General features: G+C 42.0%; 8 protein-coding genes and 1 CRISPR repeat array. All 8 genes read left to right on the top strand.

What is annotated here, in order from left to right; genetic code table 11:
- Positions 1–240 precede the first annotated feature (240 nt).
- A CRISPR array of direct repeats spans positions 241–715; the repeat unit is 36 nt; unit sequence GTTTCCATTCAATTAATTTCTCTAGCGAGTAGAGAG.
- 320 nt (positions 716–1,035) lie between these two features.
- Entirely contained in the window at positions 1,036–2,289 is a 1,254-nt protein-coding gene (locus tag RAM70_RS06135) for a helix-turn-helix transcriptional regulator (RefSeq protein WP_312672806.1), read from the top strand.
- Between the two features lie 117 nt (positions 2,290–2,406).
- Positions 2,407–5,418, top strand: a complete 3,012-nt coding sequence (gene cas10 / locus RAM70_RS06130; RefSeq protein WP_312672805.1) for a type III-B CRISPR-associated protein Cas10/Cmr2 — start codon at positions 2,407–2,409, stop codon at positions 5,416–5,418.
- On the top strand, positions 5,418–6,557 hold the full coding sequence (locus tag RAM70_RS06125) for a type III-B CRISPR module-associated Cmr3 family protein (RefSeq protein ID WP_312672803.1): 1,140 nt from the start codon (positions 5,418–5,420) through the stop codon (positions 6,555–6,557). The genes cas10 and RAM70_RS06125 overlap by 1 nt, the downstream gene beginning before the upstream one ends.
- Before the next feature lie 58 nt (positions 6,558–6,615).
- Complete coding sequence (cmr4, locus tag RAM70_RS06120) at positions 6,616–7,395, top strand: type III-B CRISPR module RAMP protein Cmr4 (protein ID WP_045359530.1); 780 nt, start codon at positions 6,616–6,618, stop codon at positions 7,393–7,395.
- A 9-nt stretch (positions 7,396–7,404) separates the two neighbouring features.
- Positions 7,405–7,968: a Uma2 family endonuclease gene (locus tag RAM70_RS06115; protein WP_024969471.1), complete on the top strand. Its 564-nt coding sequence runs from the start codon at positions 7,405–7,407 to the stop codon at positions 7,966–7,968.
- Positions 7,969–7,988: 20 nt separating this feature from the next.
- Complete coding sequence (locus RAM70_RS06110) at positions 7,989–8,378, top strand: hypothetical protein (protein WP_190380788.1); 390 nt, start codon at positions 7,989–7,991, stop codon at positions 8,376–8,378.
- A 63-nt stretch (positions 8,379–8,441) separates the two neighbouring features.
- Positions 8,442–10,424 carry a type III-B CRISPR module RAMP protein Cmr6 gene (cmr6, locus tag RAM70_RS06105; RefSeq protein WP_312672800.1) on the top strand — a complete coding sequence of 661 codons (1,983 nt, stop codon included), beginning with the start codon at positions 8,442–8,444 and terminating at the stop codon, positions 10,422–10,424.
- Positions 10,425–10,518: 94 nt separating this feature from the next.
- On the top strand, positions 10,519–11,904 hold the full coding sequence (locus RAM70_RS06100; protein WP_312672799.1) for a hypothetical protein: 1,386 nt from the start codon (positions 10,519–10,521) through the stop codon (positions 11,902–11,904).
- The last annotated feature ends 186 nt before the right edge of the window (positions 11,905–12,090 follow it).

Here is a 12,090-nt window from a genome sequence, read left to right as displayed (position 1 = left end):
TTCCATTCAATTAATTTCTAAGCGCGAGTAGAGATAGGAAAATGGCTTTAATTGAATTGTAGGGCTAATTCATGAATTAGCCCTACAATAATTTTCCATTCAATTAATTTCTAAGTGCGAGTAGAGAGAAAAATTTGCTTTGCTAAAATACCTAATCAATACATTGGAGGTTTCCATTCAATTAATTTCTAAGTGCGAGTAGAGAGGTAATGCTGATTGGTCTTGGTCGGGAGCAAAGGCGTTTCCATTCAATTAATTTCTCTAGCGAGTAGAGAGTTGACTAATTCTGAAGATATTGTCGTCACGCATATTGAGTTTCCATTCAATTAATTTCTCTAGCGAGTAGAGAGACATATTTCGCTCGAATCCTCCGCCGATTGGCCGAAAGGTTTCCATTCAATTAATTTCTCTAGCGAGTAGAGAGTGTCTTGTCGAATTATATGGACAAATAATGGTCAGGTTTCCATTCAATTAATTTCTCTAGCGAGTAGAGAGTTAGCCTCGATAGTTGATCAACCAAAAGAAATAAAAGAGTTTCCATTCAATTAATTTCTCTAGCGAGTAGAGAGAACGCTACAAACAAAGACGTAGTACAAACGTTCAAAAGTTTCCATTCAATTAATTTCTCTAGCGAGTAGAGAGCAACCCTTATCAGGTCTAAGCCATGTTAGCATCCAATGTTTCCATTCAATTAATTTCTCTAGCGAGTAGAGAGAGCCGGTAGGCAAACGTCCGAACAGGATTGGGGTTCGGAAGCCAGTTGCGACGGATAAGTTAATTATAGCTAGATACGGTCGCACAGTCAACCCCATAAACCACAAAACCCTTATCCCGTGGTAGATCGAGGGATTTTACCGGAAACCGAGGTTATCTGCTCCCACCCCTGTCGGTCGCCAGTCGATGATACCCTAAAAAGCCAATAATTTAACCCCTCGATCGAGCGGCTGATTTTTCCAGTCCTGATCGGATTTTCTAGCCCTCGGAGTGAAGTAAATTTATATTGGCTTTCCCCTTGACTGAACCGATTGCATCTGTATGACTCAGCACCCCAAATCCTCTAGGGAAAGAACACTGCGTGAACGAGATAGTCGCGAGTTCCAGCGACTTATGCTCCTGATCGCCACCCTCGTCCGACACCCCGGAGTCGGTTATCAAACCCTCGATCCCTCGGAAAATTACCATTCGGGGAAAGATCACAACGCATTAACAGAAGTACAGGAACGGGTGAGAGAACTCGCCGCCACCCTCGCCCTCGGTTGGCCTGCGGAATATCCCTCCATTGCCACCCTGAGAAAAGACATAACGACCCTACGGGATTACAAAATTCTCGATCGCCACATCTATCGCTGGGGGTATTATCTCGGCACCGGCGTTATGAGTCCCGACGAACTTAAAATCGCCTTTGATGCACTCCGCTCCCGGGCCCTCTATCAGGGTGATCCGAGAATCCGTCAGGTCTATCACCAACTCGATCGCCGTCTTCAAGGGTTTACACTCGGCTCCCGGGCTGACTTTCTCTATCCCGTCTGGGAACAACTCGATCGACCGATCAACTATACCGATCCCGAAGAGATGATGGAACGGGGAAAATATCGCCAAACTTTATACGAGAAAATCGACACCCTAGAACAGGCCATTGTCCGGGGAGAGGTAATCGAGATCGCCCGACCGATCGATCCCTATCAAAAGAAATTTACCGGGCCCTTCCCGATCTATCCCCTCCAGCTAATTTACCGTGACATTGGCTGGTATCTCCTCTACGAAACCTATCCCGATGGCTGTCTGGCGATCGGCCGACTCAATCGTTTCGCCGGTCATTGTCGAATCCTCCCAGAACCCTCTCGCTCCCTCGAAGAACAGCGCCACAGCCTCAATAATGCCCACAAACTGATTAAAAATGGCTGGGGCTTGAATTTGGGGGATTTAGCGGCGCAAAAATTGGAATTAGCGGCACAATTAACCCTAATTACCGTTAAAGTTCGCTTTTTTCATCCTGTGAGTTACTTTATCCGGGAGGGAGAAGCACGTCACCCCCGGCAGCAGTTGACAAATCCCCAGATCGACCCGCAGACGAAAATCCTTAACTCGATCGATTACCACATCGCTCTCCCGTCCCGTTCCCTGGAAGAATTTCTCTGGTGGGTACAGCGCTATCTCGAACAGGCCCAGATTCTCTCTCCCCCAGAAATGGCGGAAAAACACCGGCGATCGGCGCAAATGTTGGTCGATCGATATTCTCCCCCAACAGACGATAATCATAGTAAAAAATTCATACCACCAGAAACTTAGACGGGATAAGCTTTTGAAGCTTTTTAGAAAAATCTTCAAAATATCGTGTTATCTCTAGAGGTTCCTAAGGCATATTGATATACTGAGAACATCGGTCAGCAAGGAATTGAGGCGTTTATGGCCCTAGGATACTGGCAAGCGAAAATCTGGGGACTACTACACGATCCCGTCTTCAAGGCCCTACATAGCAACTCAGGACGCGGTGATAACAGTTTCTGGAGAGATTTAGAAGTAATGAAGTTGTGGGGAAAACATAACCCCGAAAAATCGACTAAAACAATTCTCAAACAAATCAAACTAGCTGACTATATCACCTCAGCCAGCGATCGATCGGCGATCGGTAGTTTAACCCAATTCGTTAACTACGATCGAGAAACAGGTCTAGAATTGCGTCACCTCCTCTCCGGAGAACCTTTAAATCTCAAATTAGCCGACACAACCCATAAGAAAATCGCTTCTAACCGCACGGATTACTTAAAAGAACAGGAAAAACGGCTATTTAACCAAATTCCCGACAGATTACGCACAGGAATCTCAGAAAACGAAGCTAAAGAACTATTTTGGTGGTTATGGCGCTGTCTCCCCCAAGCGGCGACGAAATTACTCGATGACGAAAATCTGCTTTTAATGCCCGCCGAAACCAGAATACCGGACGGATCGATCTGGAGTCATGCCAGTTTAACGGCGGCCATCGCCGGGACCCTAGCGGGATATGATCTCACCTCCGAGGATGTGGTCAATAAATGGCCGACAGGAAAACAATTATCCCACGCTTATCTCGTTAGTTTCACCTTTTCCCCTGTGCAAGAACTAATCAAAGCCAGCCGCAAAATGCGCGATTTTTGGGCAGGTTCTTGGATTCTGCACTATCTATCTGCTCAAGTCTGCTGGCAACTGGCCCAACAATACGGTCCCGATAGTTTGATCTATCCCTCTCTCTACGCACAACCCTTAATCGATCGATGGTTACTAGAGAAATACCCCGATTTTAAACCCTGGATCGACCCACCGGGCGATCGACAATTACTAACCGCCGGATTTCCCAACATTATTATCCTCGTCTTGCCCAAAGATAAGGTGGCAGCGGCCATGCAAACCGCTAAATCTAGTTTATTAAAAGAATGGAAAGAAATTAGTCGGCAAGTTTTCGAGGAATTGGGAGAACGTCACTGGATGCCCAAATTAAAAGAAAATAGTCGTACCTGGGACAGTTGGTTAAATGCCCAATGGCAAACCTATTATGTGGGGGTCCCCATCGGTAGAGAAGACCAACTCCTCACCAGTAGCGAAATTTACCAAGAAAACGAAAATAGTGCCGAAAATCAAGCCGAAGACCCAGAAAAAGCGCAAAGCTGGCGAGACAAACAAAACGAACTTTATAATCTCTACGATAAAAAAGCTCTATTCTTAGAAAAAGAGCAGGAATTTCTGCAAAAAGCTGGAAAACTACGCCTTGAGAAATGGAAAAAACATCCCTTTAGTTCTAATGTTGGTTCTTGGTGGAGTAGTGCTTTCGATCAAAACCGTTCCGCCCTTGCTGCTGTCAAAAATGCCCGCGATTGGCAGATTCCCACCGCTTTCGGCCCCCGTTCCACCATTTCTGGACTTGGCCCCGTCGTCCATCCCGATAGTAACAACGATTGGATTAGCGAAAAAGCAAGCAAAGAATATTGGCAACGAAATGCCGGATTATTCGATGGGATCGAACAACTCAACGCCACGGAAACCGTTAAACGCGGATTACACCTAATCCTGCCAAAACTCTTAAAAAATAGCGACCAAAAGCGTCTAGATGCCGCTTATCCCGATTTAACCGTGGGAGTCGCCGGTTATCTCAAAACAGGCGGTGATCTCGACCATTTTCATCACGCTTGTCGCACCATCTCGCGTAGGTTAAGAGAAGACGGGAAAAAGATTCCCCCGGCACTTACCCAACCCTGGGGAATCCCCTACATTGACGATCACATCGAACCAGAATATAAACGTTATCACCCTCGATTTCTCAATGCGGGATGGTTAGTAGAAGAACTAGAGATTACCGATGAAGAAATGGCTAATTATCGCCATCAATTAAGCCAATTAATTGACCAAAACTATCCCCACAATAACCCGGCTGATTGGTATGTTATCGCCGCAGGAGATGGTGACGGAATGGGGGAATGGTTAAAAGGCCAAAAAATGAAACCCTATCGAGAATATATCCCTAAGTCACTTCATCAATACGCCGATCATCCCCCGACCGAAACCGATACCCTAGAAAAAGAAGTACAAAAAGCTTTTGGCGATTTTGTCACCCTCAATAAACGCATGGGACCATCTACCCATAGCGCCCTCAGTCGCGCCCTTTTAGACTTCTCTAATCAACTCGTTCCCTACCTCACCGAACAACGCTATGCAGGACGCTTAATCTATGGTGGCGGTGATGATGTTCTCGCCTATACTAATCTCTGGGAATGGGATAAATGGTTATGGGATATCCGCCAATGTTTTAAGGGAGAAAAAGACCCCCATGGGGAATTTAATAACGCCGGTGACTATTGGCAATGGGAAGGCGAAAAACCTCCCGAAAATCTCGCCAAACGTCCCCTATTTACCATGGGAAAGCGGGCGACTATCAGTTTCGGTATTGTCATCGCTCATCATTCCGTACCCCTTGCTATCGCCCTAGAAAATCTCTGGGAGGCTGAGAAAAAAGCCAAGGAACACGCCTATAAAGGCTTTGACGGCAAAAAAGTCAAAAAAGATGCTGTACAAGTGCGCGTTCTCTACGGCAACGGAAACATCCTAAAATCTACGGCTAAGTTTGATGTTTTTTATCAATGGCAACAACTTCTCGCCGGTAATTCCGATGCCAGTTTATTCGAGGCAGTGGCCGGCCTTTGGCAACAGCATCCTATACCAATGATAGAAGCGATCGAGGTTTGGGTCAAGGCGTTCTCTAGCCGTCGGGAAAATCTAACAACAGAGAACAGAGAAGCTTTTCAAAAAGACCTAAGCAACTTTCTCAAACATCTTTGGTTAACCACGGAAAATGATCCTAATGATCTTAACGAAGCCGTGCGTAGCTGGATGAAATTAGCGGCTTTTATGACTCGAAAAAGAGAGATTAAGATCGGAGGTTCCATTTAATGTATTGGTACACAATCACTCCCCTAGATGTTCTTCTCCTACGGGATGCCAAACCCTTTAGCCCCGGAGAAAGAGCCTGGGCCGGAAGTACATTTCCCCCCAACGGTCACACGATCGCCGGTGCTTTAAGTGCTTTACTAGATCGCTCTAAAAATAGTTATTTTAAAATCACCGGTCCATTCCTATCTTTTGCTGGAGATACTTTATATCTACCCCGTCCTTTAGGATTCGCCAATTCTGACCCATTAATTCCTATTTCTTGGAGTGATAATTTAACGATTTCAGAAAACCATATATTTTGGGATCGATCGAAACCTGCCCCCTTAGCTAAGGCTAAACCTAACAAAAATTGCCAAAATCGAGAAAATGAAGCGGAAGAAGAGAAAGAAGGTAAATATCGTCAGTATCTACCTTGTGAAGTTATTCTCGATTATTTAAAAACAGGAGCGATCGACCCTTGCCAATGGTTAGTAAAACACAAAGAAAAAGATAAACCCTGGCAAGAAGAAATTCGTTCCCATAATGCCATGAAACCGGGAAGTAAACAGGTAGAAGATGCCGATGGATACTTTGTCGAAAAAGCGATCCGAATGCTACCCGGTTGGAGTATAGCGATCGGAATTGATGTTAATATTCCCACTCCCACAACTTTGCGGTTAGGAGGAGAAGGACACCGAGTTATACTGGAAAAATGCGATAATTTAGGTCAACAATGGCAAGAATTAAAACAAAAATCCGAGGAGAACTTTAAACAAATAAATAAAGCGATCGCCTATCTCGTTACCCCCGGTATTTTTGAACGCCGTCACGATAATAATCAAGCCATTTGTCGCTCTTGGCCCTGGGAATGGAAACTCGCCCATACTGTTAATAGTAATCAGAAACCGGGCAATCTAGTCAGTGTCGCAACCGATCGAGCTATTCCGATCAGTTGCCGCATTCAATCAAAAGAAAATACTAGCATTCCCGCCCCCCAAGTCTTCGCGGCCCCCCCGGGTAGTCAATACTATTTAAATCAACCCGATCGCCTATTTCAAGAGCAGCCCGATAGTCCCGAATATCACCAACGCTGGCGCAAATTAGGCTACTCAGAATTACTTTGGATCAAATTTGATCGCTGTTTTTGGACAAGCGAATAGGGGCAAATTAGGCTACTCAGAATTACTTTGGATCAACTATAAAGGAGAATAATTAATCATGAACTTAATCCACTTTTATCTACTTTCTCCCCTACATACCGGAGGAACCACTCAAGAGGGGAATCTAGTGGGTATTGCTCGTGAATCCCATACCACTTTACCCTATATTCCCTCCAGTACAATTCGCGGGAAAATCCGTTCTTTAGCTACCGAAGAAAACCTAAAATTTAAGTTATTCGGTAATGAAATCGATAAAGGTGCAGAAAACTTGGAACAGGGAGACATCTGGATAGGAGATGGTTCGATTCTCTGGTTGCCCGTCCCTTCCCTTAGTCACGGTGTCGTCTGGATCACTTCTCCTTTACTTCTTCGTCGTTGGACAAGATTAACTAATCCTAGTCTGACAATTCCCCCCGAATATAGCTGTAGTTTTAAAAAGGCCAACACCAACGTTTATCTCAAGGATGCCATTCTCAAGGTCGATGATCTAAAAGACTGGTCAAATTGGCCAAGTTTTATTCCCAAAAACTCTGTCAGCAGTGGCATTAATAAAGTCTTAGTATTACCCGATCAGCATTGCACGACTCTAATTCAAATGAGTTTATGGAGACAAGTTAAAATTAAATTAGATGAGCATAAATCCGTCGATGGAGGATTTCGTTATGAAGAAGCTATTCCCCCCGACACCTTAATGTATTTTACTTGGGGTATTACCTCTCAAGCTAATGGAACCAGACAACAATCCCAAGCTGATTTTAAACAGTTATTAGCAGATAATGACATTCTACAAATCGGCGGACAGGAAAGTTTAGGACGTGGTTTTGTGCAACAATGGTAGAGGTAATTTATGACAGCTAATCTTGCCTTAGCTAAATGGTCAGTGGTCGATTATCATCGCATGATTGCGGCGGGAATTTTAATCGATCGGCGTGTAGAATTACTGAATGGAGATATTCTCGAAATGAGTCCAGAAGGCCCTTTACATAAAGACAGTGGAGAAGGATTAGCCAACTTTCTCCGTCAACGTCTCAAGGATAAAGCATGGGTAAGAGAAGTTGGACCCATTACCTTAGAAAACTCAGAACCTGAACCCGATATCGCTGTAGTTTTTCCCCCTCGTTCTCGCTATCGAGATCATCATCCCTATGCTGATGAAATTTTTTGGTTAATCGAAATTTCTGACTCAACTCTCAGTAAAGACTTAACCGAAAAAAAACACATCTATGCCCAAGCTGGTATTGCAGAATATTGGGTAGTTGCCATCAAAAATCGAGAGATTTATGTTTTTCGTCAACCGATAAATTCTGATTATCAATATCAAGAAAAATTTAGTACAGGAACCTTATCTGCTGCTGCATTTCCCGATATTGTTATCTCTCTTGATACCCTTTGGTCAGGTAATATTTTTTAACTTTTGGAGCCAAAATAACCATGACATTCGACCCTAGAACGATTAGCAATCCCGTATTCACTGCCTTGCAAAAATTGTCCTCAGATACTGCTGATGATAGTCGCCGCAAAGAACAAAAAAATCAAGCTATTGAACTTTATACCTATCTTTCTACTTGGGGAATGATGCGACTAAAAGCCGAAGAAACTGCCCTCAATCAAGAAGGAAAAAAACAGGTGGTTAAAAAGTATTTTCAATGCCTAGAAAAGTTATCTAAAAGAGATAATCTTTCTAATTCTCAAGGATTAACTACTCTCAAGGATTTATCTACCGATGATTATCTAGGACTAACGGGTTTAGGCTTGGAAATCGCCCAAGAATTTAGCTTCTGGGCTAATGCCATCTATTCCGATGTGGAAAGTGGGGACTAACTCAGGTAAATTGTCACCACAGTTTTTATAATTCATTGAACTAGAAAGGAAATTATAATTATTATGTCCCATAGCCCCTTACAACGTCCTAATCGCCCTCAAAAACCCACCCTAAAAAATCAAGCTATAAAACCCACAAATAACAACCAACCCCCTAAAAAGCCTCTTAGTGGTGGCGGTGGCAATAATAACGGCGGTGGCGGCAATAACAATCCTCCTCCACCCTCACCGTGGTTAGACCCCGAAAACGAACCTCAACCCGACCAATCAGCCAGTTTTGTCGAATATCTCCGTTGGATGCGTGCTGCCGACTATCCACACAAAGATGCGACTAAAACCCAAATTCTGCAAACAGCCCAAGAAAATGCTAACTACACTCAGCGTCTTGAACAACTCCATCGGCGTACCCAACTGTTAGCGAAAGACGGAATCGCTTTTCAAGTCAAATCCACTTGGCGTATTCGTGTCGGTGGTCATCGTGGACCGGAAAGTATTCTTTTACCTGCCTTTGATGCCCTCGGAATGCCCTATATTCCATCTAGTACATTGCGCGGTGTTGCCAGAAACCAAGCCATCCGAGAAATCATGGCGGAAAATAATCTGGAATGGAAAGACGCGGAAAAAGAAATCGCTCCCTATTTTGGTGATATAAACGCCAAAGAGGAAAAAAATAAAACGGGTAAAGTTGTCTTTTTTGATGCCTATCCTTTACCTTCTAAAAACGGGGGGTTAGAAATGGACATGGCTAATAATATTTGGTCATGGAAAGATGATTCTATGGAATATTCTCCTAACCCTAATCCTTTTTTCTCTCTCAAAGAATCAACTTTTTTAATTGGTTTACGTCTAGCTAGTAACTGTCAAGATGAAAAGATACTTGAACAGGTAAAACAATGGCTGAAAAAAGGTTTACAGCTTGGCATAGGTTCACAAGTAAATAGTGGTTACGGTGAATTAAAGCCAATTAATGATAATATTCATCCTGATAATAATAAAAATGGCCACGATTCGGGGTTTTATCGCTTGGATTTCGAGCTAGAAGGTCAATTAATTCATGGTTATCAAAGATTCACCCAATGGCAATGGAATGACCGACGCAATGAATGGCAAATGCGGAGCGCACCCGTTGCAGAAGTTCGTCCGACAGCCTTTAAATCGATGATGCGATACTGGTTTCGTGTTTTTGCATCCGGAGTTTTACCTATTAACGAAGTTCAAGAGATTGAAGCTAAATTATTTGGAGGTATTAATCCTAAAAAATACGGTGTTCAAGAGATTGAAGCTAAATTATTTGGAAGTATTAATCCTAAAAATAAAAAATACGGTTATCTCAAAGTTAATACTACCGAAACTCCTAGTCATCACAACAATGAGCAACATGGTAGTGTAATTTTATCTCTATCGACCGAGACACCGACAAGTCAAATAAATTCCCTAAAAAAATTGTACAAACATTTACTTTGGTTCATTGTGAATATGGGTGGTATAGGTCAGGGTGCAAGACGACCGAAATACAAAAGAAGCAGTAATCCCCAAATTCGCGGTTGTACGATTTATATTAATAACGATGAAGAATTTTGGGAAACTCCCAATAGTATTCAGCGTGTGCAAAGACAATTTCAAGCTCGTTTAAGAGATTTTTATAACTCTCTAGGGCAAGTTGTCGGCGCTGACATCGATCCTAATAATCTTAGAACAGTGGGTCAAGTATCCCAAAATTTTTGGAATGATGTAGCGGATAGTAATTGTAAAATTTTGGTTTGTAAGGGTGAAAATAGTAGTAATAAAGTTTATGCGTTAAAAGTTCTTCATTCTCCAGAATTTAACCCTAACGGTAACTATAATCCAGACCTTTGTGGCAAAGTAGGTAGAAAAAAGGAAGACACTAAACCATCTCCAGTCTGGATTGCGAATGTAGGAGATGATCATTTTAGCTGTCAGATAGTTACTGTATTCGGTGCTAATCTGAATCCCCGTCAAGAGTTTATCAAACAATTAAGAAGTAATACAAGTCCTCAAAATTTTGCTCAAATATTCCCTTTATAATCTCATGAAATCAATTTTAGTTGCAACGATCGGAACCAGAGATTTAATGTTTCAAGTCACCACTGGTGACTGGTATAATATTGGCGATGATCGCATGAAAGGTGATATTCTCGGAGAACAGATAGAAGTAGTGTCTGATTTAGCTCTGACCGAAAAATCATCTTTTCGAGAAATATCCCAATACCTTTGGGAAAACATTGAATATTATGGCGATCGAGTAAAACCAGTCATTCTGGGTAAGCTTTTGGAAGATAAAATCAATGATCTCGAAAAAGTTTATTTAGTAGTAACTGATCAAAATGAAACAGTAAAAGAAAGAGAAAAAGATACTCTTTACTCAGGAGAATTAATTAAGTATTGGCTAAATAAATTAAATTCTGATTTGGTAGTAAATATTCTCTATATAGGTAGAAATGATGAAAACCCTTCTAACTTCGAGGAAATGTTCCGTTGGTGGCAACAAGTATGGAAAGAAAATATAAAACCTCAACCCGATCAACCCATTTTATTGTGCCTAAAAGGTGGGGTGGGGCAAGCTTCAGAAGCGTCGAGAATTTCGGGATTGAGTTTTTATGGAAACGATATTAAATTCTATGAATTTATTCCCACCCCTTCTAACAATCAAAAGGGAATTTCTTCAGATTACACAGGGCCTTTTTTAGGGACTAACTATCTTTGGGATCGCACTCGACAACAAGCCCTACAATTATTAGAACGCTATGATTATGCTGGTCTTCAGAACTTAGTTAAACCTTACTATGAACAAAATAAACAAAAATGGAAAGAAACTTATGCTCTAATTAAATCTGGAGTAAGCTGGAATCAAGGACAATTTGAAGATTTTTTTCAATCCGCTTCTTTTAGTTTCAATAATCAACAAAAAGAGCAGCATCAACAATATTGGTGGATGGCCTATGAACAAGCTTATACCGCAGTAGTTAGACTAAAACAAAAAAATACAACCGAGGCTATGCTTCATAGTTTCCGAGCGGTAGAAGGCTTAATTTATGAGTGTTTAAAACATGAATTTAAAGACTATATGGTTAATTCTGAATATACTTATTCATCTTTACAATCATCTGTGTTGAATAAATATCCTGCTCTTAAAGAACTTTTTGTTAATAATGGCAATCCTGTCCCTGAAATTAAGCTAGATAGTCGCACTCAACAGAGATTAATAGAGAAGTATATTGCTCTCACTTCTCCCCAGGCAAACTTTAAGGATTTAAAAGCTTGGGGTTCTGAAGAATTGCGTAATCATAGAAATCGATTATCTCATAAATTAGGTGGCATTAGTGAGAAGGAATTATTTCAAGCTTGGGGAAATAACATTCACAATCAACAGGACTGGAAAAAGCGAATTTTAAATTGTCTCAATCTAATCACAGAAAAGAAATTTAATTATTTATGGCAAGGAAGTTTATTTGCTTCTATTCATCAGAGAGTCCTAACAGCTATCAAAAATTGTAATCTTGTTTAAAGTACAAAATGCAATTAGCTCCTACAATATACACCCGGGATGCTGCCGATAAATGGCTCTCTTATTCTTGGTGTGATCTCGCGTAGCGAGCGCGTTGCGACCAGTTTAACTTATATAAGACCGATCGATCTTCGTGTCCTTTGTGTCTTTGTGGTTCTTTCCAGTCGCTCGCTGGCAAGACTGTAT

This window comes from Microcystis wesenbergii NRERC-220 (genome assembly GCF_032027425.1).
Classification (GTDB): Bacteria; Cyanobacteriota; Cyanobacteriia; order Cyanobacteriales; family Microcystaceae; genus Microcystis; species Microcystis wesenbergii_A.
Note: the sequence above shows the minus strand (reverse complement) of the source record. Positions and strands in the feature narration are given on the sequence as shown.

Excerpts from the sequence above, each read along its gene's own strand:
- RAM70_RS06135 (WP_312672806.1), top strand. The coding sequence starts at position 1,036 with ATGACTCAGCACCCCAAATCCTCTAGGGAAAGAACACTGCGTGAACGA.
- cas10 (WP_312672805.1), top strand. The coding sequence starts at position 2,407 with ATGGCCCTAGGATACTGGCAAGCGAAAATCTGGGGACTACTACACGAT.
- RAM70_RS06125 (WP_312672803.1), top strand. The coding sequence starts at position 5,418 with ATGTATTGGTACACAATCACTCCCCTAGATGTTCTTCTCCTACGGGAT.
- cmr4 (WP_045359530.1), top strand. The coding sequence starts at position 6,616 with ATGAACTTAATCCACTTTTATCTACTTTCTCCCCTACATACCGGAGGA.
- RAM70_RS06115 (WP_024969471.1), top strand. The coding sequence starts at position 7,405 with ATGACAGCTAATCTTGCCTTAGCTAAATGGTCAGTGGTCGATTATCAT.
- RAM70_RS06110 (WP_190380788.1), top strand. The coding sequence starts at position 7,989 with ATGACATTCGACCCTAGAACGATTAGCAATCCCGTATTCACTGCCTTG.
- cmr6 (WP_312672800.1), top strand. The coding sequence starts at position 8,442 with ATGTCCCATAGCCCCTTACAACGTCCTAATCGCCCTCAAAAACCCACC.
- RAM70_RS06100 (WP_312672799.1), top strand. The coding sequence starts at position 10,519 with ATGAAAGGTGATATTCTCGGAGAACAGATAGAAGTAGTGTCTGATTTA.